Source organism: Bradyrhizobium sp. WCU1 (assembly GCF_053474805.1).
In genome coordinates this window covers 6,750,275-6,772,973 of record NZ_CM130280.1, presented here as the reverse complement: position 1 = coordinate 6,772,973, position 22,699 = coordinate 6,750,275, and the positions used below count along the sequence as shown (strand labels likewise).

The 22,699-nt window shown below is 65.6% G+C and carries 23 protein-coding genes; 15 read left to right on the top strand and 8 right to left on the bottom strand.

The genetic code is table 11. The features are described 5' to 3' along the window. Positions 1–1,302 carry a dihydroorotase gene (locus ACTUWL_RS31730; protein ID WP_021078322.1) on the top strand — a complete coding sequence of 434 codons (1,302 nt, stop codon included), beginning with the start codon at positions 1–3 and terminating at the stop codon, positions 1,300–1,302. A gap of 226 nt (positions 1,303–1,528) precedes the next feature. Then, positions 1,529–2,125 (top strand): glycerol-3-phosphate 1-O-acyltransferase PlsY, encoded by a 597-nt coding sequence (gene plsY, locus ACTUWL_RS31725; RefSeq protein ID WP_021078320.1) that lies wholly within the window; start codon positions 1,529–1,531, stop codon positions 2,123–2,125. 116 nt (positions 2,126–2,241) lie between these two features. Here plsY and ACTUWL_RS31720 read toward each other — a convergent pair whose 3' ends face one another. After that, the gene (locus ACTUWL_RS31720) at positions 2,242–3,480 is read right to left on the bottom strand and encodes an amidase (protein ID WP_021078319.1); all 1,239 of its coding nucleotides are present in this window, start codon (positions 3,478–3,480) and stop codon (positions 2,242–2,244) included. A gap of 101 nt (positions 3,481–3,581) precedes the next feature. Here ACTUWL_RS31720 and dprA point away from each other — a divergent pair, with 101 nt between their 5' ends. Continuing rightward, complete coding sequence (gene dprA / locus ACTUWL_RS31715; RefSeq protein ID WP_021078318.1) at positions 3,582–4,697, top strand: DNA-processing protein DprA; 1,116 nt, start codon at positions 3,582–3,584, stop codon at positions 4,695–4,697. A 17-nt stretch (positions 4,698–4,714) separates the two neighbouring features. Here the strand turns inward: dprA and ACTUWL_RS31710 are convergent, their stop codons facing one another. Further along, positions 4,715–5,122, bottom strand: a complete 408-nt coding sequence (locus ACTUWL_RS31710; RefSeq protein WP_021078317.1) for a winged helix-turn-helix transcriptional regulator — start codon at positions 5,120–5,122, stop codon at positions 4,715–4,717. 99 nt (positions 5,123–5,221) lie between these two features. Between ACTUWL_RS31710 and ACTUWL_RS31705 the strand changes: the two genes are divergently transcribed. Next, positions 5,222–5,830: an FMN-dependent NADH-azoreductase gene (locus ACTUWL_RS31705; protein ID WP_021078316.1), complete on the top strand. Its 609-nt coding sequence runs from the start codon at positions 5,222–5,224 to the stop codon at positions 5,828–5,830. Between the two features lie 57 nt (positions 5,831–5,887). Here ACTUWL_RS31705 and ACTUWL_RS31700 read toward each other — a convergent pair whose 3' ends face one another. Then, positions 5,888–6,055 carry a hypothetical protein gene (locus ACTUWL_RS31700; protein ID WP_021078315.1) on the bottom strand — a complete coding sequence of 56 codons (168 nt, stop codon included), beginning with the start codon at positions 6,053–6,055 and terminating at the stop codon, positions 5,888–5,890. Between the two features lie 158 nt (positions 6,056–6,213). Continuing rightward, complete coding sequence (locus tag ACTUWL_RS31695) at positions 6,214–6,987, bottom strand: SDR family NAD(P)-dependent oxidoreductase (protein ID WP_021078314.1); 774 nt, start codon at positions 6,985–6,987, stop codon at positions 6,214–6,216. A 106-nt stretch (positions 6,988–7,093) separates the two neighbouring features. Between ACTUWL_RS31695 and ACTUWL_RS31690 the strand changes: the two genes are divergently transcribed. Beyond that, positions 7,094–7,573, top strand: a complete 480-nt coding sequence (locus tag ACTUWL_RS31690) for a winged helix-turn-helix transcriptional regulator (RefSeq protein WP_035650929.1) — start codon at positions 7,094–7,096, stop codon at positions 7,571–7,573. A gap of 237 nt (positions 7,574–7,810) precedes the next feature. Here ACTUWL_RS31690 and ACTUWL_RS31685 read toward each other — a convergent pair whose 3' ends face one another. After that, positions 7,811–7,984 (bottom strand): hypothetical protein, encoded by a 174-nt coding sequence (locus ACTUWL_RS31685; protein ID WP_021078312.1) that lies wholly within the window; start codon positions 7,982–7,984, stop codon positions 7,811–7,813. Positions 7,985–8,279: 295 nt separating this feature from the next. Here ACTUWL_RS31685 and topA point away from each other — a divergent pair, with 295 nt between their 5' ends. The 7 genes from topA (at position 8,280) to ACTUWL_RS31650 (ending at position 17,133) form a co-directional block, all read left to right on the top strand. After that, positions 8,280–11,048: a type I DNA topoisomerase gene (gene topA / locus ACTUWL_RS31680; RefSeq protein WP_021078311.1), complete on the top strand. Its 2,769-nt coding sequence runs from the start codon at positions 8,280–8,282 to the stop codon at positions 11,046–11,048. Beyond that, the gene (gene rnr, locus ACTUWL_RS31675) at positions 11,049–13,412 is read left to right on the top strand and encodes a ribonuclease R (protein WP_021078310.1); all 2,364 of its coding nucleotides are present in this window, start codon (positions 11,049–11,051) and stop codon (positions 13,410–13,412) included. Between the two features lie 18 nt (positions 13,413–13,430). Next, on the top strand, positions 13,431–13,868 hold the full coding sequence (locus tag ACTUWL_RS31670) for a DUF983 domain-containing protein (protein ID WP_021078309.1): 438 nt from the start codon (positions 13,431–13,433) through the stop codon (positions 13,866–13,868). A gap of 36 nt (positions 13,869–13,904) precedes the next feature. Beyond that, on the top strand, positions 13,905–14,654 hold the full coding sequence (locus tag ACTUWL_RS31665; RefSeq protein WP_021078308.1) for an NUDIX hydrolase: 750 nt from the start codon (positions 13,905–13,907) through the stop codon (positions 14,652–14,654). A gap of 217 nt (positions 14,655–14,871) precedes the next feature. After that, the gene (locus tag ACTUWL_RS31660; protein WP_021078307.1) at positions 14,872–16,197 is read left to right on the top strand and encodes an LLM class flavin-dependent oxidoreductase; all 1,326 of its coding nucleotides are present in this window, start codon (positions 14,872–14,874) and stop codon (positions 16,195–16,197) included. A gap of 128 nt (positions 16,198–16,325) precedes the next feature. After that, positions 16,326–16,493 (top strand): 50S ribosomal protein L33, encoded by a 168-nt coding sequence (rpmG, locus tag ACTUWL_RS31655; protein WP_018271988.1) that lies wholly within the window; start codon positions 16,326–16,328, stop codon positions 16,491–16,493. 109 nt (positions 16,494–16,602) lie between these two features. Continuing rightward, positions 16,603–17,133 (top strand): hypothetical protein, encoded by a 531-nt coding sequence (locus tag ACTUWL_RS31650; protein WP_021078306.1) that lies wholly within the window; start codon positions 16,603–16,605, stop codon positions 17,131–17,133. On the opposite strand, the gene ACTUWL_RS31645 is transcribed toward ACTUWL_RS31650, so the two are convergent. Together ACTUWL_RS31645 and ACTUWL_RS31640 are read right to left on the bottom strand one after the other, a co-directional pair. Beyond that, a complete protein-coding gene (locus ACTUWL_RS31645) occupies positions 17,130–17,258 on the bottom strand; it encodes a hypothetical protein (protein WP_021078305.1) in 129 nt (42 codons plus the stop codon). The two genes, ACTUWL_RS31650 and ACTUWL_RS31645, sit on opposite strands and share 4 nt — an antisense overlap. Before the next feature lie 72 nt (positions 17,259–17,330). Further along, positions 17,331–18,728 (bottom strand): ammonium transporter, encoded by a 1,398-nt coding sequence (locus tag ACTUWL_RS31640; protein WP_035650925.1) that lies wholly within the window; start codon positions 18,726–18,728, stop codon positions 17,331–17,333. Positions 18,729–18,820: 92 nt separating this feature from the next. Here ACTUWL_RS31640 and ACTUWL_RS31635 point away from each other — a divergent pair, with 92 nt between their 5' ends. Then, positions 18,821–18,943: a hypothetical protein gene (locus ACTUWL_RS31635; protein WP_291738472.1), complete on the top strand. Its 123-nt coding sequence runs from the start codon at positions 18,821–18,823 to the stop codon at positions 18,941–18,943. Between the two features lie 287 nt (positions 18,944–19,230). Here ACTUWL_RS31635 and ACTUWL_RS31630 read toward each other — a convergent pair whose 3' ends face one another. Continuing rightward, complete coding sequence (locus ACTUWL_RS31630; protein ID WP_021078303.1) at positions 19,231–20,463, bottom strand: MFS transporter; 1,233 nt, start codon at positions 20,461–20,463, stop codon at positions 19,231–19,233. A 133-nt stretch (positions 20,464–20,596) separates the two neighbouring features. Between ACTUWL_RS31630 and ACTUWL_RS31625 the strand changes: the two genes are divergently transcribed. Continuing rightward, positions 20,597–21,199, top strand: a complete 603-nt coding sequence (locus ACTUWL_RS31625; protein ID WP_021078302.1) for a TetR/AcrR family transcriptional regulator — start codon at positions 20,597–20,599, stop codon at positions 21,197–21,199. Between the two features lie 133 nt (positions 21,200–21,332). Continuing rightward, positions 21,333–22,538 carry a serine hydrolase domain-containing protein gene (locus tag ACTUWL_RS31620; protein WP_021078301.1) on the top strand — a complete coding sequence of 402 codons (1,206 nt, stop codon included), beginning with the start codon at positions 21,333–21,335 and terminating at the stop codon, positions 22,536–22,538. Positions 22,539–22,699: the final 161 nt, after the last annotated feature.

Below are 22,699 nucleotides of genomic sequence, written 5' to 3'. Positions count from 1 at the left end.
ATGCTGACTGACCGCCGCCCCATCCTGCTCGCCAACGCCCGCGTCATCGATCCCTCCCGCGACTTCGACGGTCCGGGCGATGTCCTGATCGCAGACGGCGTGATCCGTGACGCCAAGCGTGGCATCGGTGCCGCCGGCGTCCCCGAAGGCACCGACATCGTCAATTGCGCCGGCAAGATCGTGGCCCCCGGCCTGATCGACATGCGCGCCTTCGTCGGCGAACCCGGCGCCAGCCATCGCGAGACCTTTGCATCCGCCAGCCAGGCCGCCGCCGCCGGCGGCATCACCACCATCATCTGCCAGCCCGACACCTCGCCAGTGATCGACAATTCGGCGACCGTCGACTTCGTGCTGCGCCGCGCCCGCGACACCGCGATCGTCAACATCCATCCGATGGCGGCGCTGACCAAGGGCATGCAGGGCCAGGAGATGACCGAGATCGGCCTGCTCAAGGCCGCCGGCGCCGTCGCCTTCACCGATGGCGACCGCAGCGTCACCAACGCCCAGGTGATGCGGCGCGCGCTGACCTATGCCCGCGATTTCGATGCGCTGATCGTGCATCACACCGAGGATCCGCATCTGGTCGGCGAAGGCGTCATGAACGAAGGCGAGTTCGCCACCCGGCTCGGCCTCGCCGGGATTCCGACCGCCGCCGAATCGATCATGCTCGAGCGCGACATGCGGCTCGCGGGGCTGACCGGCGGGCGCTATCACGCGGCCTCGCTGACCTCGACCGAGTCGCTGGAGATCCTCAAGCGTGCCCGCGACGCCGGCCACAACGTTTCGGCCTCGGTCTCGATCAACCATGTGACCTTGAACGAAAACGACATCGGCCCCTACCGCACCTTCCTCAAGCTGGCGCCGCCGCTGCGCACCGAGGAGGACCGCAGGGCGCTGGTCGCGGCGCTGGCCTCCGGGCTGATTGATGTCGTGATGAGCGATCACAATCCGCAGGACGTCGAGGTCAAGCGGTTGCCGTTCGCGGAAGCGGCCAGCGGCGCAGTCGGCCTGCAGACCATGCTGCCGGCGGCGCTGCGGCTGATCCACAATGGCGAGATGGACTTCAAGACGCTGATCCGGGCGATGTCGACGCGGCCGGCCGAACTGCTCGGCCTGCCGGGCGGCACCCTGCGCGCCGGCGCCCCGGCCGACGTGATCGTGATCGATGCCGACACACCCTGGGTGCTCGATCGCGACGATCTCAAATCACTGTGCAAGAATACGCCGTTCGACGACGCCCGCTTCTCGGGCCGCGTGACGCGGACCATCGTCGGTGGACGCACCGTGTACGAGCACGTCTAAGTCAGAGTGGAACCTAGCGCGCCGCGAGTTGCGACATCGCCTCCATCGTCGTTCCAACGACGATGGCCGCGACGTAAACGACAAAGAAAACCTGCTCCAGCCGCCTGCGAACAGAAGCCATGATAAGCTCCCTCATTTCCACGGCCATGGTGCGGATTGATGGTTAATATTTCATTGATGGATTCGTCCGAATTGGACCGTCCCGGCTGTCCAGGGAGCCACCGCGATGTCTGCTGACGCGTTCCTGCCGGCCGCCTTGCTGATAGGCTATCTCTTGGGCTCGATCCCGTTCGGCATGATCCTGACGAGGCTCGCCGGCACGCAGGATCTGCGCACCATCGGCTCGGGCAATATCGGCGCCACCAACGTGCTGCGCACCGGCCGCAAGGGCCTCGCCGCGGCGACGCTGATCGGCGACATGCTGAAGGGCACGGTCGCCGTCATCATCGCGGGGACGATCGGTGGCCCGAATGCGGCAATGCTGGCGGCGCTGGGGGCATTCCTCGGCCACCTCTTCCCGGTCTGGCTGAAATTCCACGGCGGCAAGGGTGTCGCGACCTATCTCGGCGTGCTGCTCGGCCTGTTCTGGCCGGCGGCGCTGATCTTTGCCGTGATCTGGCTCGGCACCGCCTACACCACGCGCTACTCGTCGCTGTCGGCGCTGATCGCCGCGTTCGTGACGCCGCTGTTCCTGTGGTGGTTCGGCCACAGCGCGCTCGCCTCGCTGTTCGCCGTGCTGACGCTGCTGCTGTTCTACATGCACCGCGAGAACATCAAGCGCCTGCAGGCCGGCACCGAAGGCAAGATCGGCGAGAAGAAATAGATCTCTCCGTCATTCCGGGGCTCGCGTAGCGAGAGCCCGGAATCCATCGAGCCGCAGATGTCGCTGTGAAATGGATTCCGGGCTCGCGACTTCGTCGCGCCCCGGAATGACAGTCGTTATTTTCCCAACGCATCCTCAACAAAACTCGCGGCCGCCAGCGCCTTCGCATCGCCGCCGAACGGCGCGATCACCGTCACTCCCACCGGCAATCCCGCTTCGGCAACCAGCGTCGGCACGTTGACGCAGGGTACGCCCATCAAGGTCCAGAGCCGGTTGTAACGGGGATCGCCGGTCGACGTCAGTCCCTTCGGCGCGGCACCCGGCGCCGACAGCGTCAGCAGCACGTCGACCTCGTCGAAAATGCCGGCCAGCGCCTGCCGCGCCCGCAGCGTGACGTCCATCGCCGCGTCGTACTCGGCGGGCGTGCCGCCTTTGCTCTCGTCGAGCCGGCCACGCAGCAGCGGCGGCATCGCCTCGTAGTTCTGCCCATACTCCCAGGCGAGCGACTGATGCGCCTCGAACTCCTGCACGTCAGGATGGATCCGCCATGCCTCCGCGATGACGTCGGCCACGGCAATCTCACGCACCGTCGCGCCGGCCTGCTCCGCGGCGCGTGCGGCCCGCTGCAACGCCTCCGCGCCGGACGGTTCGGGCGCGCCGGCGAAGGCTTGCGTCACCATGCCGATCCGCGGCGCCGGCACAGCCGATGGCACGACAAGATCAGTCCGTTTCGTCATCGCGGCCAGCCCCAGCGCGACATCGCGCACGCCGGCGCCGAACAACCCGACCGTATCGAGCGTCCATGAAAAACACTTCACGCCGACGGTCGGCAGCAGCCGGTAGCTCGGCTTGATCGCGGCGACGCCGCAGAACGAGGCCGGCCGGATCACCGAGCCTCCGGTCTGTGTCCCCAATGCCAGCGAGACCATGCCGGCAGCGACCGCAGCCGCCGAGCCCGAGGACGATCCACCCGGGGTGTGCGCGTGGTTGCGCGGATTGACCGTCGCGGTCGGATCATTCGCCGCGAACGCGGTCGTCGTGGTCTTGCCGATGATGGTCGCGCCAGCCTGCTTCAGCGCCATCACCACAGGCGCATCGGCCCGCGGCTGATGGCCGCGATAGATCGCAGCGCCCATCTCGGTCGGGAAGTCAGCGGTATCGATGATGTCCTTGATGCCGACCGCGATGCCACGCAAAGGCCCGGCCGTTTGCGCACGCGCCCTTGGATCATGGCGGACGAAGGCCCCGATCGCATTGTCCTGTGCGCGGATCGCCTCCAGCGATTGGCCGATGGCGGCATCCGGCAACAGCGCGCCCTGCTCGATACGCGCTTGAAAGTCGGCAAGTGAGATCATGGGAGCTTCCTGATGTTGGCGGCTGCTTTTAGCGCGTCACGCGCGGTGGCGCCAATGTCGCAGTTGATCACAATCTCTGGTTGGGCGAAGCTGGGCCTCCCATGCATGACCGCTCGCCCAGCCCGACAAAACTCACCGACATCGAACGGCTCAACCGCCTGCGGCTGATCCGCTCCGACAATGTCGGCCCGCGTACCTTTGCATCGCTGCTCCGCCATTTTGGCGACGCCGCGCACGCGCTGGAGCGCTTGCCGGACCTCGCACGCCGCGGCGGCGGATCGGGACCGCAGCGGATCTGCAGCGAGGCCGACGCCACAGCCGAGCTCGCGGCCTGCCGCCGGTTCGGCATCGACCTCGTCGCACCGGAAGAGGAGCATTATCCGGCGCGGCTTGCCACCATCGACGATGCGCCGCCGTTGCTCGGCGTGCGCGGCACGCGCGCCACAATGATGCGGCCGATGATCGCGATCGTCGGCTCCCGCAATGCGTCCGGCGCCGGGCTGAAATTTGCAGGCACCCTGGCGCGCGATCTCGGCGACGCCGGCTTTGTCGTGATCTCGGGCCTGGCCCGCGGCATCGACCAGGCAGCGCATCGCACCACCGTTGCCAGCGGCACAGTCGCGGTGCTCGCCGGCGGCCACGACCGCATCTATCCGCCGGAGCACGCGGATCTGCTGGCGGCCCTGCTCGAACACGGCGCGGCGATCTCGGAGATGCCGCTCGGCCACGTGCCGCGAGCGCGCGACTTTCCCCGCCGCAACCGGCTGATCTCGGGCGCCTCGCTCGGCGTCGTGGTGGTGGAGGCCGCGCACCGTTCGGGTTCGTTGATCACGGCGCGGATGGCGGCCGAACAGGGCCGCGAAGTGTTCGCGGTGCCGGGCTCGCCGATCGATCCGCGCGCTGCCGGCGCCAACGACCTGATCAAGCAAGGTGCCACGCTGGTGACCGAAGCTGCCGACGTCATCAACGCGGTCGCGCCGATCATGGAGCGGCCCGTCATGCTCGGCGCGCGCGAAAACGACGAGCCACTCGATTTTGCCACTGATGGCGGTGATCGCGCCCGCATCATCAACCTGCTCGGGCCGAGCCCGATCAGCCTCGACGATCTGATCCGGATGGCCGACGTCTCGCCCGCCATCGTCCGCGCCGTGCTGCTGGAGCTTGAATTGGCAGGCAAACTGGAGCGTCACGGCGGCGGGCTGGTGTCGATGATTTAGTCGCGGTTGCGACCTGATCACTCCGCATTGCGCGCATCAAAATCGTTCCGCGCGCCCTCGATCTCCGGCAGATGCGCGAACGCCCATTCGCCGAGCGCCATCACTGGCACCGCGAGCCCGCGCCCGAGATCGGTCAGCTCGTAATCGACCCGCGGCGGGATGGTCGGAAACACCGTGCGCGTCACCAGGCCGTCGCGCTCCAGCCCGCGCAGGGTCAGCGTCAGCATCCGCTGCGAGATGCCGTTGATCATGCGCTTCAGCTCATTGAAGCGGCGCGGTCCGTCGCGCAGCAGCATGATGACCAGCACGCTCCATTTGTCGCCGACCCGCGACAACACCGAGGCCACGCCGCGGCAGTCCTGATGCGTGTCTGGTTGACGCGGAAGACCGGTCGCGACGGTTACATCGATGTGCTCGGGTTCCATTGGTGTGCTCGGGTTTCAAAAATGTGCGTTCTTGCGGAGATTTAAGACGGTCACTCATATAGCGCCAGTTACAAACCTATACCAAAGGTGACCCCTGCCATGAAACTTCTGCACATCGATTCCTCCGTCCTCGGCCCTCATTCCGTCAGCCGCCAGGTCTCCGCCGCCGCCGTCGAGCGGCTGCGCCAGGCCAATCCCGGCCTCGTCGTGAGCTACCGCGACCTCAGCCAGACCCCGCTCGCCCACCTCTCCGGCCTGCACCTTGCGGCCAGCCAGGGCGCGGCGCCTGATCCGTCGGTGCGCGACGACATCGCGACCGGCCAGGCGGTGCTCGACGAGTTCCTCGCCGCCGACATCGTGGTGATCGGTGCGCCGATGTACAACTTCACGATCCCCTCGCAGCTCAAGGCCTGGATCGACCGCATCCTCGTCGCAGGCAAGACCTTCAAATACGGCCCGACCGGCGTCGAGGGGCTGGCCGGCAACAAGCGCGTCATCATCGCGATCTCGCGCGGCGGCTATTACGGCGCCGACACGCCGATGGCCGCGCTCGAGCACCTCGAGACCTATCTGCGTGGAGTGTTCGGTTTCATCGGCGTCAGGAATGTGGAGTTCATCCCCGCCGACGGCATCCAGGTCGGCCCCGAGCATCGCGAGAAGGCGGTCGCGGGCGCGCTGCAAGCTGCCGGCAGCTTGAACGCGGCCTGATGTGGTCAAGCACCTGCCGTCGCCCCTGGCGGCGGCAGGCCATTCATTTGATGGAACTCAGAACCAGACGCCTTGGATGCCGCAGATGACGGCGACGAGCGAAATCAGCAGGCCGATGCCGGAAAACAGCGCGACCGTCACGAACTGTGCCGAGTCTGACGAGTCTGAATTGTCGGACGCAGACGAAACCTTGATCGGGGTCGCAATACGAACTGCTTTCGGCATGACGGCACTCCAAATGATTCCGTGGTGAAAATAATCCCCGACCTCTTCAAGAGTCCCGGGAACACGTCAAAGGTTCAATGCGCGCGATGATAGCCGCGCACGACAGCGGCCGGTGTGGTCCGTTTCACACCGGCCGCTCCGTACAATGAGAAACAAATCTAGCCGCGATAGATCGGCGCGCCGGCGGGCGATGCCGTTGCGCCGCCATCGATGAAGAGTTCCTGCCCCTGCACATGTGCCGCGTCGTCGGATGCCAGGAACAGCACGGTCTTCGAGATGTGATCGGGTTCGCCGATGCGGCCGAGCGGCGTGGTCTTGCCGATCCGCTGCTCGAACACCTTCTCGGCTTCGGGCGTTGCGATTGCCGCACCCCAGATCGGCGTGCGCACGGCGCCCGGCGCCACCACGTTGACGCGGATGTTGCGCGGCGACAGTTCTGACGCCATCACGCGCGCCATCGCGCGCACGCCGGCCTTGCTCGCGGCATAGGCCGAATAGCCGGGGTTGCCGAGCACCGAAATCACCGAGCCGTTGAGGATGATCGACGCGCCGTCATTGAGATAGGGCGCGACCGCCTGCACGGTGAAGAACACGCCGGTGAGATTGGTGCGGATCACATTTTCGAATGCGGCGAGTGTGGTGCCGCCGACCGGCGTCTGGCCGGGAATGCCGGCATTGGCGAACAGCACATCATACTTGCCGAACTTCTCGGCGCCCTGCTTCACCGCGGCTTCCAGCGCCGCGACGTCGGTGGCATCGGCCACGACGGCGAGCGCGTTCGGCCCAAGCTCCTTGGCCGCCGCCGCAAGCGTTTCCTTGTTGCGTCCGGTGATGACGACCTTGGCGCCTTCGGCGATGAACAGCTTCGCTGTCGCAAGCCCGATGCCGCTGTTGCCGCCGGTGATCAATGCCGTCTTGTTCGCCAGTCTCATGTCCGCCTCCAGTTGGTTGCATTATTAAACTTCATTGCCTAGCTAGAGGACGAGGTTTAATATTGCAACTACACAAGGCCGTGATGGCTTTAATTTTTGGAGACGCGTGGTGAAGAGAACCAGTCTGGCAGGCGACTCTTGCCCGGTGGCGCGCGCGCTCGACGTGTTCGGCGACTGGTGGTCGCTCTTGATCATCCGCGACGCCAGCCTCGGCCGGCGCCGCTTCGGCGAATTCCAGGCGAGCCTCGGGCTGGCCAAGAACATCCTCGCCACGCGGCTGCGCACGCTGGTCGAGCGCGACATCCTGAAGACGGTCCCCGCCTCCGACGGCAGCGCCTATCAGGAATATGTGCTGACGCCGAAGGGCCACGGCATCTTCCCGATCCTGGTCGCGCTCCGGCAATGGACCGAGGAGTTCGACGAGCATCCGGACGAGATCGCGACCATCATGGTCGATCGCGACAAGGGCAAGCCGGTGAAGAAGCTTGCGCTGTTGTCGCAGGACGGTCGCGTGCTCAGCGCGGCGGACACGACGCTGAAGCCAAGGCCTGCGGCGAAACGCGCGCGGCGGGCAGCGACTGTGTAAGCGGATCCTCTCCTTCGTCATTCCGGGGCGACGCGCAGCGTCGAGCCCGGAATCCATCCGGCCGCGCGTTCCGTAGACGAATGGATTCCGGGCTCTCGCTTCGCGAGCCCCGGAATGACGGGGTGGCAGGGCCGCAATCACGCCCATCACCGAATGCGGTGGTTATGGGTCCTGGCTTTCGCCAGGACGACGAACATAGAGAGAGCTGCGGAAGGTCGGCCCCGTCGATCCGCAGCATTAGGACAGCTTCCGCCGGCTGCGCGCCCGCAACTGCTCGTCGGCTTCCAGGCGGGTCATCGCGAGCAGATGGTCCAGGACTTCGAATTGGTGGCGCTGGGCGAGTTTGGCGAGTTCGGTCGCGGCGGCTGCGATCAGGACCAGGGCGTCATCCGGGCCGCCCTCCCCAGCCATGTCGTCGCTCGCCGGTCGTCGCCGGCCGGGCGGCTTGCGCTTCCGGCCGCCCCCTGTGCTGCTCAAAAGGCCTAATCCGATTCCCACCCCATATATAAAGAGATACGCCGTTTCCGGCCGCAACTCTAGGGCGCATTTTTCAACCTTTGAGATAGGAACTCCACAGCTTGGACACCCCCTTCAATATCTGGCGATTTGACACCGACCGCCCCAGCACCCATGTTCGCCCCGACAATGCGGGCCGCGAGTCTAGCGGAACCCGCCTTCAAGTTTTCCCGTAAGCTATTGGAATGACATGAATATCGTCATTGTGGAGTCGCCGGCCAAGGCCAAGACGATCAACAAATATCTGGGGTCCTCCTACGAGGTCCTGGCGTCGTTCGGCCATGTTCGCGACCTCCCGGCCAAGAACGGTTCCGTCGATCCGGACGCCAATTTCCAGATGATCTGGGAGGTCGATGCCAAGGCCGCGAGCCGGCTCAACGACATCGCCAAGGCGCTGAAGGGTGCCGACCGCCTGATCCTCGCAACCGACCCTGATCGGGAGGGCGAAGCGATCTCCTGGCACGTGCTGGAGGTGATGAAGGAAAAGCGCGCGCTGAAGGACCAGAAGGTCGAGCGCGTGGTGTTCAACGCCATCACCAAGCAGGCCGTCTCCGAGGCCATGAAGGCGCCGCGCCAGATCGACGGCGCGCTGGTCGACGCCTACATGGCGCGCCGCGCGCTGGACTATCTGGTCGGCTTCACGCTCTCCCCGGTGCTGTGGCGCAAGCTGCCCGGCGCCCGCTCGGCGGGCCGCGTGCAGTCGGTCGCGCTGCGGCTGGTCTGCGACCGCGAGCTCGAGATCGAAAAGTTCGTGCCGCGGGAGTACTGGTCGCTGGTCGCCACCCTGCTGACGCCGCGCGGCGAAGCCTTCGAGGCGCGCCTGGTCGGCGCCGACGGCAAGAAGATCGCGCGGCTCGACATCGGCTCCGGGGCGGAAGCCGAGGACTTCAAGAAGGCGATCGAAGCCGCGCTGTTCAAGGTCGCGACCGTCGAGGCCAAGCCGGCGCGGCGCAACCCGCAGGCGCCCTTCACCACCTCGACATTGCAGCAGGAAGCGAGCCGCAAGCTCGGCTTCGCGCCGGCGCACACCATGCGCATCGCGCAGCGGCTGTATGAGGGCATCGACATCGGCGGCGAGACCACCGGTCTCATCACATATATGCGAACCGACGGCGTGCAGATCGCGCCCGAGGCGATCACCCAGGCACGCAAGGTGATCGGCGAGGATTACGGCAACGCCTATGTGCCGGATGCGCCGCGCCAGTATCAGGCCAAGGCCAAGAACGCGCAGGAAGCGCACGAAGCGATCCGTCCGACCGATCTGTCGCGCCGCCCGGCCACCATCGGCCGCCGGCTCGATGCCGATCAGGCACGGCTCTATGAGCTGATCTGGAAGCGCACCATCGCGAGCCAGATGGAGTCCGCCGAGCTCGAACGCACCACTGTCGACATCGAGGCCAAGGCAGGCTCCCGCGTGCTGGAGCTGCGCGCCTCCGGGCAGGTCATCAAGTTCGACGGCTTCCTCGCGCTCTACCAGGAGAGCCGCGACGACGAGGAAGACGAGGACTCGCGCCGCCTGCCCGCGATGAGCCAGGGCGAAGCCGTGAAGCGCCAGAGCCTCGCCGTCACCCAGCATTTCACCGAGCCGCCGCCGCGCTTCTCGGAAGCATCATTGGTGAAGCGGATGGAAGAGCTCGGCATCGGCCGTCCCTCGACCTACGCCTCGATCCTGCAGGTGCTGAAGGACCGCGGCTACGTCAAGCTGGAGAAGAAGCGGCTGCACGGCGAGGACAAGGGCCGCGTCGTGGTCGCGTTCCTGGAGAACTTCTTCTCGCGCTATGTCGAGTACGACTTCACTGCCGATCTCGAGGAGCAGCTCGACCGCATCTCCAACAATGAGATCGCCTGGCAGCAGGTGCTGCAGGACTTCTGGCGCGGCTTCATCGGCGCGGTCAACGACATCAAGGACCTCAGGGTTGCCGAGGTGCTCGATGCGCTCGACGAGATGCTCGGCCCGCACATCTATCCGCCGCGCGCGGATGGCGGCGACGTCCGGCAATGCCCGACCTGCGGCACCGGCCGGCTCAACCTGAAGGCCGGCAAGTTCGGCGCCTTCGTCGGCTGCTCGAACTATCCGGAATGCCGCTACACCCGTCCGTTGGCGGCCGACAACGCCGAGAGCGCCGATCGCGTGCTCGGCACCGATCCCGACACCGGGTTCGACGTCACGGTGAAGGCCGGCCGCTTCGGCCCCTACATCCAGCTCGGCGAGCAGAAGGATTATGCCGAAGGCGAGAAGCCGAAGCGCGCGGGGATTCCCAAGGGCACCTCGCCCGCCGACGTGGATCTCGAACTGGCGCTGAAGCTGCTGTCGCTGCCGCGCGAGATCGGCAAGCATCCGGAGACCGGGCAGCCGATCACCGCCGGCCTCGGCCGGTTCGGGCCGTTCGTGAAGCACGAGAAGACCTATGCCAGCCTTGAGGCCGGCGACGAGGTGTTCGATATCGGCTTGAACCGCGCGGTGACGCTGATCGCGGAGAAGATCGCCAAGGGACCGAGCGGCCGCCGCTTCGGCGCCGATCCCGGCAAGCCGCTCGGCGATCATCCGACGCTCGGCGCGGTTGCACTGAAGAACGGACGCTACGGCGCCTATGTCGCGGCCGGCGGCGTCAACGCGACGATCCCGAGCGATCGCACGCCCGACGAGGTCACTCTCGCGGAAGCGATCGCTCTGATCGACGAGCGCGCGGCCAAGGGCGGCGGCAAGAAGGCCAAGAAGGCGGCGAAGCCTGCCAAGCCCAGCAAGGCCAAAGCAGCCAAGTCTGAAGAGACCGACGGCGACGCCGAGGCCAAGCCCGCCAAGAAGGCTGCGTCGAAGAAGGCCGCGGCAAAACCGAAAGCGGATGCGACCAGCAAGGCGCGCGCGCCGGTCGCTTCCGGTGCCAAGACGTCGCCTGCAAAGTCATCGGCACCTGCGAAAGCGCCCGCGAAGAAAAGCGCCGGCAAGGCACGAGGATAAGTGAAACGAAAACCCGACCATGGCTTTCCGGGCCGGGACGCCATCGTCGCCTTCATCCGCGCCAATCCAGGCAAGGTCGGCACCCGCGAGATCGCGCGCGAGTTCGGCCTGAAGAACGCCGACCGCATCGAGCTGAAGCGGATCCTCCGCGAGCTCGCCGACGACGGCACAGTTGCAAAACGCGGCCGCAAGATCCACGAGCCGGCGGCGCTGCCGCCGACCGTTCTCGCCGACATCACCGGCCGTGACAGCGACGGCGAATTGATCGCCACCCCCGCCGAGTGGGACTCCGAGGAAAACGGCACCGCGCCGAAAATCCGCATCGAGACGCCGCGGCGACCGAAGCCCGGCACCACCGCCGGTGTCGGCGACCGCGCGCTGCTGCGGGTTGAGGTGACCGACGAGCAAGACGGCACGCCCTATCGCGGCCGCGTCATCAAGGTGATCGATCACGGCCGTACCCGCATCCTCGGCATCTTCCGCCGCAATCCGGATGGCGGCGGACGGCTGATCCCGGTCGACAAGAAGCAGGCCGGCCGCGAGCTCAACATCGCCAAGCCGGATACCGGCGGCGCTGAGAATGGCGACCTGATCAGCGTCGACCTGATCCGCACCCGCAGCTTTGGCCTCGCCTCCGCCCGTGTCAAGGAACGGCTCGGCTCCATTGCCAGTGAGAAGGCGATCAGCCTGATCGCGATCAACACCCACGACATCCCGCAGGTATTTTCGCCTTCTGCGCTCCGAGAGGCCGAAGAGGCAAAACCCGCGACCTTGCAAGGCCGCGAGGACTGGCGCGACGTGCCGCTCGTCACCATCGATCCGCCCGATGCCAAGGATCACGACGACGCCGTGCATGCCGAGGTCGACACCGATCCCAACAACAAGGGCGGCTTCATCGTCCATGTCGCGATCGCCGATGTCGCCTACTATGTGCGGCCCGGCTCGGCGCTCGACCGCGATGCGCTCCAGCGCGGCAATTCGGTGTATTTCCCCGATCGCGTGGTGCCGATGCTGCCGGAGCGGATCTCCAACAACCTCTGCTCGCTGGTGCCGGGCGAGCCGCGCGGCGCGCTCGCGGTGCGGATGGTGATCGGCGCCGACGGCCGCAAGCGCTCGCATACGTTCCATCGCGTGCTGATGCGCTCGGCCGCAAAGCTTGCCTATGCCCAGGCGCAGGCCGCGATCGACGGCAGGCCCGACGACACGACAGGTCCCCTGCTCGAGCCGATCCTCAAGCCGCTGTGGGCGGCCTATGAGTTGGTCAAGCTCGCGCGCAACGAGCGCGATCCGCTCGATCTCGATCTGCCCGAACGCAAGATCCTGCTGAAGCCGGACGGCACCGTCGATCGCGTGATCGTGCCGCAGCGGCTCGACGCGCACCGGCTGATCGAGGAGTTCATGATCCTCGCCAACGCCGCCGCGGCCGAGATGCTTGAGAAGAAGGCGCTGCCGCTGATCTATCGCGTGCATGACGAGCCGAGCCAGGAGAAGGTGCACAACCTCCAGGAATTTTTGAAGACGCTCGACCTGCCCTTCACCAAGCAGGGTGCGCTGCGCCCCGCGCAATTCAACCGCGTGCTGGCGCAGGTCTCGGGCGAAGATTACGAACCGCTGGTCAACGAGGTGGTGCTGCGCTCGCAGGCGCAGGCCGAGTACTCCGCCGAGAACTACGGCCATTTCGGCTTGAACCTGCGCCGCTACGCGCATTTCACCTCACCGATTCGCCGCTACGCCGATCTGATCGTGCATCGCGCGCTGACTCGCGCGCTCGGCCTCGGCGAAGGCGCCCTGCCGGCCGACGAGAGCGTGGAGACGCTGGCCGAGATCGCCGCGCAGATTTCGGTCACCGAACGCCGCGCGATGAAGGCGGAGCGTGAGACCACCGACCGGCTGATCGCGCATTTCCTTGCCGACAAGGTCGGCGCCTCGTTCCAGGGCCGCATTTCCGGCGTGACGCGCGCCGGCCTGTTCGTGAAGCTCGACGACACCGGCGCCGACGGCCTGATCCCGATCCGCACCATCGGCAGCGAGTATTTCAACTACGACGAAACCCGCCATGCGCTGATCGGCACGCGCAGCGGCACCATGTATCGGCTCGGCGACGTCGTCGACGTGCGGCTGGTCGAGGCAGCGCCGGTGGCGGGCGCGCTGCGCTTTGAGCTATTATCCGAGGGCCAGGCTATTCCGCGCGATAGAAAACGCGACGGCAAGAGAGCCGAGCGCCGCGCCGCGGGATTTGGCAAGGGACCTGGTAAAGGATCCGGCAAGAAGGCGCACAAGGAACGGAAGACGCGCAGCAAGAAGGACCGCATGCCAGCGAAGCCGAAGTCGGGCAAATCGAAGCGAGGCAAGTCATGGACGTGAACTCATGGACGTGAAGTCATGGACGTGACACCGCCGACGGTGGTCTGGACTCGCGACGCGGCCGAGCCCGAGAAGCGCGACGTGTGGCGCGCGATGAAGCGCGGGTTCCGCGGCCATTGTCCACGCTGCGGAAATGGCAAACTGTTCCGCAAGTTTCTCAAATGCGACGGCCACTGCCCGGTCTGCGATCTGGATTTCTCGCCGCATCGTGCCGACGACCTGCCCGCCTATCTCGTCATCGTCATTGTCGGCCATATCGTGGTACCGACCGCACTGTGGATCGAGACCAACTATTCGCCGCCGGTGTGGCTGCAACTTGCGATCTATCTGCCGTTCACGCTGTTCGCATCTCTGGCACTGTTGCAACCGGTGAAGGGAGCCGTGATCGGATTGCAATGGGCCCTGCGCATGCATGGCTTTGACGAGAATCCCCCTAGCGACATCCCGCCGGTCTAGCTAAACCGGGCGATAAGAAGAAATGAAAGGGATGAAATGACTGAAGCTGCCGCACCCGCCGCCGTCGTCCACCAGGGCGAAAAGGAAGCCGATCATCACGCGTATTTCCGGCCGAAGGATGCCGCGACGCTGATCCTGATCGATCGCTCCAGTGCCAAGCCGAAGGTGCTCGTCGGCAAGCGCCACGACAAGGTGGTGTTCATGCCCGGCAAGTTCGTTTTCCCCGGCGGCCGCGTCGACAAGGCCGACAACCGCGTGCCGGTCGCCGCCCCGATCACGCCGGAGCTCGAAGCCAATCTCTTGAAGGGCAGCCCGAAGATCACGCCCGGCCGCGCGCGTGCGCTTGCCAATGCGGCGATCCGCGAAGCCTGCGAAGAGACCGGACTCTGCCTCGGCCGCAAGGTCGAGAAGAAGACAAAGCTCGACGGCCCCTGGGCGCCATTCGCCGATGCAGGACTGTTGCCCGATCCGTCCGGCCTGTTCCTGATCGCGCGCGCGATCACCCCGCCCGGCCGTGTCCGCCGCTTCGACACCCGCTTCTTCACCGCCGATGCGTCGACCATCGCGCATCGTGTCGAGGGCGTGGTCCATGCCGATGCCGAACTGGTCGAGCTCGTCTGGGTCGAGATCGGCTCCGAGCCGCTGGCCGATGCGCATGCCATGACCAAGAATGTGCTCGCCGAACTCGACCGCCGTCTCGCCACCGGCCCGCTCCGTCACGACGCGCCGGTGCCGTTCTTCCATTTCTATGGCGGCAAGATGCAGAAGGATGTGCTGGGAGCGTGATCCCCTCGCGTCATTCCGGGGCGCGCCTCTTGGCGCGAGCCCGGAATCCATCGGGCCGCATCGTTTGTTGAAGAATGGATTCCGGGCTCGTCGCTTCGCTCCGCCCCGGAATGACGATGTTGAGATGGCCCCCAAAAACAAAATAATCTACCCAATGGCGCGCCGCGAAACGCCTCCCTATCTGTTCCGCTAACGACATCAAGAACGGAACGGGGCAATGGCGAAGCGTCAACTCAAGCTCGGCGCATTCATGCGGCCGATCAGCATCCACACCGGCGCCTGGCGCTACCCCGGGGCGTGGCCCGACGCCAATTTCAACTTCGACCACATCAAGACGCTGATCCGCAAGCTCGAGGCCGGCAAGTTCGACGCCTTCTTCATGGCCGACCATCTGGCCGTGCTGAACATGCCGATCAACGCGCTGAAGCGCAGCCACACCGTGACCTCGTTCGAGCCGTTTACGCTGCTGTCGGCCCTCTCCGCCGTGACCGAGAATATCGGCCTGATCGCGACCGGCTCGACCACCTTCGACGAGCCCTATCACGTCGCCCGGCGGTTCGCCTCGCTCGACCACATCTCCGGCGGCCGCGCCGGCTGGAACATCGTCACCACGTCCAATCCGGACGCGGCGCTGAATTTCGGCCTCGACGATCACATGGAGCACGCCGAGCGCTACAAGCGCGCCCGCGAGTTCTACGACGTCGTCACCGGTCTCTGGGATTCCTTCGCCGATGACGCCTTCGTGCGCGACGTCGAGTCCGGGCTGTTCGTCGATCCCGACAAGATGCATGTGCTCAACCACAAGGGCAAATATCTCTCGGTGCGCGGCCCGCTCAACATCGCCCGTCCCGTGCAGGGCTGGCCGGTGATCGTGCAGGCCGGCGCCTCCGATGACGGCAGGCAGCTCGCGGCCGAGACCGCGGAAGCCGTGTTCACCGGCGGCGGCAGCCTCGCCGACGGACAGAAGCTCTATGCCGATATCAAGGGCCGCATGGAGAAGATCGGCCGCGATCCCGAGCACCTGAAGATCCTGCCCGGCGCCTTCGTGGTGGTCGGCGACAGCGTCGAGGAAGCCAAGGAGAAGCGCGCGCTGCTCGACAGCCGCGTCCACTACGACAGCGCGATCGCCTCGCTCTCGGTGATCCTCGGCACCGACGCATCCGGCTTCGATCCCGACGGGCAGTTGCCGCCGATCCCCGAGACCAACGCCAGCAAGAGCGGCAGGCAGCGCCTGGTCGAGGTCGCCGCGCGCGACAAGCTCACCGTGCGCCAGCTCGCCCAGCGCGTCGGCGGCTATGGCGGGCTCGCCTTCGTCGGCACGCCGCAGACCATCGCCGACCAGATGGAGGAATGGCTGGTGGGCCGCGGCAGCGACGGTTTCAACATCATGTTCCCCTATCTGCCGCAGGGCCTGTTCGAGTTCGTCGACCGGGTGGTGCCGGAACTGCAGAAGCGCGGAATCTTCCGGACCGAGTACGAAGGGCGGACCCTGCGCGAGAATTTGGGCCTGCCGCGGCCCGAAAATCAGTTCTTCGCGGGGTAATCGGGCCGGAATCGGGGTGGTTTAGGCCCGGAAATCCTTGACTTTGAGCGGTTTGTGGCTAGTTTCCGGGCCAAACGCGGGCCGATTTGGCCGGCTCCCGATACCCCTTCCTTTTCGAGGATTTGCACATGGCCAAAGCGGTCACCATCAAGGTCAAGCTCGTGTCGACGGCCGATACCGGCTTCTATTACGTCGCCAAGAAGAATTCGCGCACCATGACCGACAAGCTGGTCAAGAAGAAGTACGATCCGGTCGCGCGCAAGCACGTCGAGTTCAAGGAAGCCAAGATCAAGTAAGATAGGCTGCTTCCAACGTTTCAAACGGGGCCCTCGCGGCCCCGTTTTTGCTTTGTGGCCTCACGTCGTCCCTCATGTCTTTCGGGCAGGTCCCGGGCGCAGGGCTCACATGATCGCAGGCTTGGACGAAGGCAACGTCGGCGGCTACTCGGTCGCCTACGGCCGCGAGGACATCTACTTCCCGGTCTATGTCACGGCCGCCCTCGCCGCGGTCTTTATGACCGCGACGTGGATCACGGGCGCGCTTTACTGGCTGGTGCTGGCGGCGGCCGCAGCGGGCTTTACCTATTACAACATCCCGCTGCTGGAGGCCGGTCGTCCGACCATCGGCGCCAACCAGTATGGCATCTTCATCCAGGCCTTCGGGCTGATCCGCTGGCGCGCGATCACGCAGATCGATCTCGTCGAGATCGCAGAGCGCGCGATGACCGTCCACGAATTGCAGATCGCACTCAATGGGCCGCTCGGCAGCGCACTGGTGGCCGATTGGCGCAAGCGGCCGGCCTATCGGCTGCTGATGCGCCTGCCGTGGCGCATGGACCATCGCGGCGTGGTGCGCGTCAATCTGGAGCCGTTCGACCGGACGCCCGACGAGATCCACCGGACGTTCCTGAGGATGTGGCGCTACTACCGGAGCTAGCCCTTGAACGCTTCATCCGGCAGATGCGCATCCGCGATCTCAGCATCCGGATTGTGCGTGATGGTCATGAACCAGACCAGGCTGAAGAACAGCGACCACGCTGTGTTCCAATAGAACCAGTTCATCGGATCACCTCGAACAGCTTTGATCCGTGCCAGCCGGCAGAGATTGCCGGCCGGCGCGGAACGCCGCCAAGTCTACTGCACGACCTCGCCGTGCAGTGCCAGATCCAACCCTTCGCGCTCGATATCCCGGCTCACGCGAAGCCCGACGAAGAGATTGATCACGAACAGGATGATCAGGCTCACGACGGCATCATACACGAAAACCGTCGCGACGCCGATGCATTGATTGACGAACTGCCCAGGATTTCCCTCAAGAACGCCAGCCGTTCCACCATACTGCTCGACCGCGAACACGCCGGTCAGCAGCGCCCCGACGATGCCGCCGAGGGCATGGACGCCGAAACAGTCCAGCGCGTCATCGTAGCTGAACATGCGCTTCAAGCCGGTGCATCCCCAGTAGCAGCAGACGCCGGCGGCGATGCCGATGGCGAAGGCGCCGACCGGCCCGACGAACCCGGAGGCCGGCGTGATCGCGACGAGGCCCGCGACGGCGCCCGAGCAGATGCCGACGACGGTCGGCTTGCCCTTCAATGCCCATTCCACCAGCATCCAGGTGAAGCCCGCCACCGCGGTGGCGATCTGGGTCACCAGCATGGCCATGCCGGCCTGCATGCCGGCCGTGACGGCGGAGCCGGCATTGAAGCCGAACCAGCCGACCCACAGCAGCGAGGCGCCGATGAAGGTCAGCACCATGTTGTGCGCCGGCCCGGTCTCGACACGCTTGCCGAGCATGATCGCGCACATCAAGCCGGCGACGCCGGCATTGATGTGCACCACGGTGCCGCCGGCGAAATCGAGAACCTTGACATAGGCGGCGTCGTTGCCCGCGGAGAAGATGCCGTCGGGCCCCCAGACCCAGTGCGCGATCGGCGCATAGACGAAGATCGCCCACAGCCCGATGAACCAGAGCATCGCCGAGAACTTCATCCGCTCGGCAAACGCGCCGGCGATCAGCGCCGGCGTGATGATGGCGAACGTCATCTGGAAGCAGATGTAGACGGACTCAGGAATGGTCGCGGCGAGCGGATTGGGATTGCCGATGCCGCCCTTGCCGATGTCGCTCAGGATGTCCTTGAGGAACATGCGATCCAGGCCACCGATGAACGGCGTTCCGGCACGGAACGCGAGGCTGTAGGTGAGGACGGCAAACAGGATCGTGACCAGGCAGGTGACGGCGAAGCTGGTCATCACGGTGTCGCCGACATTCTTCTTGCGCACCATGCCGCCATAGAACAGGCCGAGCCCCGGCACCGTCATCATCAGGACCAACGCGACGGACGTCAGCATCCAGGCGGTGTCGCCCGAATTGGGCGTGCACTTCTCGAGAATCTTGCCGCCGCAGGCAGGCGGCGCCACCGCATCCTCAGCCAGCGCAATGTCACTGAACAGCAGGCAAAGAAACGCCACTCCCAGCAGGGCAATCACGATTCTCACGAGCTTCGGGCGCGTGTATGTCGCAGACTCCATCATCGTCCTCCCATCACAAGAAATGCTGGTGTTCGGAATGGGCGTGGCGCGTTCGGAGCGCGAACGCCGAAGACAGCGCGCATTCGGTTATCGGGATGTCTCGAAGCGCCGTGGTGCGGCTGGCGGGATGCGGCGAAGGCGCAGCGGCATTCAGGCCCGGCGCAAGGCACAAGCGCCTCCTGCTCGGCGGCGCGGCAAAGGCCGTGGTGCGCGGATAGCTGGAGAATGACGGCGACTAGCCTCATTGCGGCCAGCCCTTCCCATGGGATCCCCAGGCCGGAAACCCTGCAACGGCTTCCGGCACGATTTCTAGCCATATTCAATCAAGATTCGTGCCACCGGCGCATGCCGAGCAACAGATTGAAGACGCAGTAAATTCAATCCGCGCGCAGAACGGCATCGCGCACCACTGCACGTTCTCGCAGCAAGCGATCGATGGAAAAACAGGCAGCCGTCGGCGACCGCCCTCGTATGGGGCAATCGCCGGTTTGCCGGGATTGGGAGCTCAAATGGCCTTGAGCAGCGGCGGCTGCGCCGGCCGGATCAGCGCGAAGGCAAGCTGGATGATGCCGCCGGCAAGTCCGAGCGCGACGCCGATGCGCCAGGCCATGGTGTAGGAGCCGAGCGAGTCGTAGATCACCCCTCCTCCGTAGGCACCGAGGAAGCTGCCGACCTGGTGGCTCATGAAGGCAAGGCCCTGGATCATCGCCTGCCAGCGCAAGCCGAACATCTCCGCCACCGCGCCCGCGACCAGCGGCCCGACACCCATCCAGAGGAAGCCCATGATGGCGCCGAACAGCAGCGTCGAGCCCGGCGTTGCCGGCAGCATGAAGTACCAGGCGAGCGCCAGCGAGCGCAGGATGTAGATCGCGCCGAGCAGCGCCAGCTTGTTCCAGCGCTGGCCGGCCCAGCCGAAGAACAGCGAGCCCAGCACGTTGAAGCCGCCGATCATGCCGAGCGTCTGCGCGCTCAGCATCGGATCGAGCCCGCAGATGGCGAGATATGACGGCAGATGCGTGGTGAGGAAGACGAGCTGCATGCCGCAGACCATGTAGGCGCAGGTCATCACCACGAACGACGCGTTGCCGAACGCGGTCTTTGCCGCGGTCGCCGCCGTCGCATTGCCGATGTCGTCACCCGCGGGCTTCGGCAGCGGGATGTTGTCGACGCGGCCGGCATACAACGCCGCAGGGATCATCCCGACCGACAGGATGACGAAGCCGGCGAGCCCGACGCGCCAGCCGAAACCTTCATTGAGCATCTGGCCGATCGGCGCCGACAGCAGCGCGCCGAGCGAGCCCGCGGCAGAGACGATACCGAGCACGGTGGAGCGCACCATCTCCGGCACCGCGCGCGCCGCGACCGACATCGCAATGGCATTCGCGGTACAGGCGAGCGAAATGCCGATCAGCACGCCGGCGCCGATCATGATGCTGACGAGGCCATGCGCGGTCGTCATCAGCACAAGGCCTGCGATATAGGCCAGCGCACCGACCACCATGATCGGGCGGAAGCCGTAACGCACGGTCATCGCACCGGCGAGCGGCTGCAAGAAGCCCCAGGCGAGGTTCTGCACCGCCAGCGCCAGCGTGAAATGCGACACCGTAATTCCGATGTCGTGCGTCAGCGGCTGCATGAAGATGCCGAGGCTCTGCCGCAGGCCCATGCTCAGCGTGAGCATGATGGAGGCGCCGATCAGAATGGGAAGCGTGGGACGCAGGACCTGCAGCAGGGGCATTGTTTTTGTTCTCCCATAACGGCGCGGCACGCGCGCCACAGCCTGCGATTCACGCATGTTTTGGTTACACAGACCTGTGTACTTAGGCTATACAAGGGGCGAACTGTCAAGCGAAGAGGATCACGGCCGGCGCATGGCTTCCCCGCCTCCCAAACAGACCATGAAAGAGCGGATCCTCGAGACCGCCGACAAGCTGTTCTACCTGCAGGGCATTCGCGCCATCGGCGTCGACACCATCGCGGCCGAGATCGGCATCAGCAAGCGCACGCTTTACAACCACTTCCCGTCGAAGGACGCGCTGATCGAGGCCTATCTGCAACGCCGCTTCGTGCAGCCCCGCCCGTCCGACAAGCCGCCGGCCGAGCAGATTCTTGCAACCTTCGATTCATTGGAGCGGCGCTTCGCGGCAAAGGATTTTCGCGGCTGCCCGTTCGTGAACGCGGTGGCCGAGCTCGGACCTGATGACGAGGACCACACCGTCCGCGACATTGCCGTTGCCTTCAAGGAAAGCCGCCGGGTCTGGTTTCGCGATCTGCTGCAGCAGCTCGGCGTCGCCGATGCGGAGGGGCTTGCGACCCAGCTCACGCTGCTGGTCGACGGCTCGATCGCGCAGGACCTGGTGCGCGACGATCCGGCGATGGCTCGCGCGGCCAGGGAAGCCGCCCGCGTGCTGCTGGCCAACGCCGGCGTCAAGCTTGGCGCCTCCGCAGCTACGGACAACAAGCGCACCGGATAAATCCGGTTGCGTAGACAAGTCCGGTTTGGTTGTTAGCGGTGACGGCATGCGACGGCATTCCCAATCTGGATATTCCGTCCGGCGAGATTGACAGCGACCGCGAGACAAGCTGCGGCACAACTGGGGAACGACCATGGAAGATCTGAAGGTGACGGCCACCGGCTACGATTTCGCGCCGGCGCGCGCCGCCATGCAGCGCTACATCGACAACAATCTGCTGTCCGGCATCTCGTCCGCCGTGATGGTGGGGCGCGAGCTGGTCGACGTGTCCTGCGTCGGCTGGGCCGACAAGGAAGCGCAGACCCCGTTGCGCACCGACCACATCTTCCGGGTGTTCTCCAACACCAAGCTGATCACCTCCTGCGCGGCGCTGCTGCTGGTCGAAGACGGCCGCATCCGGCTCGACGATCCGATCGAGACCTACATCCCGCACCTCGGTAACCGCAAGGTGCTGCGGCCGGGCGCGACGTCGATCGACGACACCGAGCCGGCGCGGAGCTCGATCACCATCCGCCAATTGCTGAGCCACAGCGCCGGCTTGAGCTACGGCTTCTTCGATCCCGGCACCGTCATCTTCAAGGCGCTCAACGAGCGCGGCGTGCACAACCCCAACACGACCCTGGCCGAGATGGTCGATGTGCTGGCCGGCCTGCCGCTGATCTATCAGCCTGGCACGTCGTGGGAATACTCGCTCGCGATCGACGTGGTGGCGCGCCTCGTCGAGGTGGTCAGCGGCCAGAGCTTCGACAAATTCATCAAGGCGCGCATCCTCGATCCGCTCGGCATGGTCGATACCGGCTTCGTGGTCCCCGAGCAGGATCAGGGACGCCTGGTCGCGTACTACGCAGGCGCCGATCTGATGGAGCCGATGAAGCCGGGCCTCACCCGCACCGACAATGCGCCCTTCCCCGGCGCCTATCTGCGCCCGGTCGCACGGCTCAATGGCGGCGGCGGCCTGGTGTCGACACTGCCCGACATGGTCGCGCTGATCCGCAGCCTGCTGCCAGGCGGACCGACCCTGCTGAAGCCGGACACGATCGCTGCGATGATGTCCAACCAGTTGCCGGACGGCCAATGGATCCGCTTCGCGATGATGGGCGAGCAACCCGGCAAGGCGCATGGGCTTGCCGGCGGCCTGATCCTCAATCCCTCACCAATCGATCATCCCGACGCCGCCGGCGAATTCTACTGGGGCGGCGTCGCCGGCACGCAATGGTGGATTTCGCCCAAGAAGGGCATCGCCGGCGTCATGATGGCACAGCGCCAGATGGCGTTCGTCCATCCGTTCTCGTTCGAGTTCAAGCGGATGGCCTATGACGCGGTGAAGCGCGGCCGTTAGCAGGCTGCGTTTACGACAATCCTGTCGGCACCCGCAAAAGCGAAAGCGGGTGACCCAGTATTCCAGAGACGGTTCAGCTTGAATCGAGAGGCCGCGGCGTACTGGATATCCCGCATTCGCGGGGTATGACGACGAGTGTTGTGGATGGTGTGAAGCGCGGC

What these genes read in the sequence shown, in the direction of transcription:
- dprA (WP_021078318.1), top strand. Translation starts at nt 3,582, where the DNA reads ATGCATGACCGCTCGCCCAGCCCGACAAAACTCACCGACATCGAACGG.
- ACTUWL_RS31645 (WP_021078305.1), bottom strand. Translation starts at nt 17,258, where the DNA reads ATGAACTGGTTCTATTGGAACACAGCGTGGTCGCTGTTCTTCAGCCTG.
- ACTUWL_RS31720 (WP_021078319.1), bottom strand. Translation starts at nt 3,480, where the DNA reads ATGATCTCACTTGCCGACTTTCAAGCGCGTATCGAGCAGGGCGCGCTG.
- rpmG (WP_018271988.1), top strand. Translation starts at nt 16,326, where the DNA reads ATGGCCAAAGCGGTCACCATCAAGGTCAAGCTCGTGTCGACGGCCGAT.
- ACTUWL_RS31670 (WP_021078309.1), top strand. Translation starts at nt 13,431, where the DNA reads ATGGACGTGACACCGCCGACGGTGGTCTGGACTCGCGACGCGGCCGAG.
- ACTUWL_RS31685 (WP_021078312.1), bottom strand. Translation starts at nt 7,984, where the DNA reads ATGGCTGGGGAGGGCGGCCCGGATGACGCCCTGGTCCTGATCGCAGCC.
- topA (WP_021078311.1), top strand. Translation starts at nt 8,280, where the DNA reads ATGAATATCGTCATTGTGGAGTCGCCGGCCAAGGCCAAGACGATCAAC.
- ACTUWL_RS31730 (WP_021078322.1), top strand. Translation starts at nt 1, where the DNA reads ATGCTGACTGACCGCCGCCCCATCCTGCTCGCCAACGCCCGCGTCATC.
- ACTUWL_RS31700 (WP_021078315.1), bottom strand. Translation starts at nt 6,055, where the DNA reads ATGCCGAAAGCAGTTCGTATTGCGACCCCGATCAAGGTTTCGTCTGCG.
- ACTUWL_RS31635 (WP_291738472.1), top strand. Translation starts at nt 18,821, where the DNA reads ATGTCTCGAAGCGCCGTGGTGCGGCTGGCGGGATGCGGCGAAGGCGCA.
- ACTUWL_RS31710 (WP_021078317.1), bottom strand. Translation starts at nt 5,122, where the DNA reads ATGGAACCCGAGCACATCGATGTAACCGTCGCGACCGGTCTTCCGCGT.
- ACTUWL_RS31705 (WP_021078316.1), top strand. Translation starts at nt 5,222, where the DNA reads ATGAAACTTCTGCACATCGATTCCTCCGTCCTCGGCCCTCATTCCGTC.
- ACTUWL_RS31665 (WP_021078308.1), top strand. Translation starts at nt 13,905, where the DNA reads ATGACTGAAGCTGCCGCACCCGCCGCCGTCGTCCACCAGGGCGAAAAG.
- ACTUWL_RS31650 (WP_021078306.1), top strand. Translation starts at nt 16,603, where the DNA reads ATGATCGCAGGCTTGGACGAAGGCAACGTCGGCGGCTACTCGGTCGCC.
- ACTUWL_RS31625 (WP_021078302.1), top strand. Translation starts at nt 20,597, where the DNA reads ATGGCTTCCCCGCCTCCCAAACAGACCATGAAAGAGCGGATCCTCGAG.
- ACTUWL_RS31695 (WP_021078314.1), bottom strand. Translation starts at nt 6,987, where the DNA reads ATGAGACTGGCGAACAAGACGGCATTGATCACCGGCGGCAACAGCGGC.
- ACTUWL_RS31640 (WP_035650925.1), bottom strand. Translation starts at nt 18,728, where the DNA reads ATGATGGAGTCTGCGACATACACGCGCCCGAAGCTCGTGAGAATCGTG.
- ACTUWL_RS31660 (WP_021078307.1), top strand. Translation starts at nt 14,872, where the DNA reads ATGGCGAAGCGTCAACTCAAGCTCGGCGCATTCATGCGGCCGATCAGC.
- plsY (WP_021078320.1), top strand. Translation starts at nt 1,529, where the DNA reads ATGTCTGCTGACGCGTTCCTGCCGGCCGCCTTGCTGATAGGCTATCTC.
- ACTUWL_RS31630 (WP_021078303.1), bottom strand. Translation starts at nt 20,463, where the DNA reads ATGCCCCTGCTGCAGGTCCTGCGTCCCACGCTTCCCATTCTGATCGGC.
- ACTUWL_RS31620 (WP_021078301.1), top strand. Translation starts at nt 21,333, where the DNA reads ATGGAAGATCTGAAGGTGACGGCCACCGGCTACGATTTCGCGCCGGCG.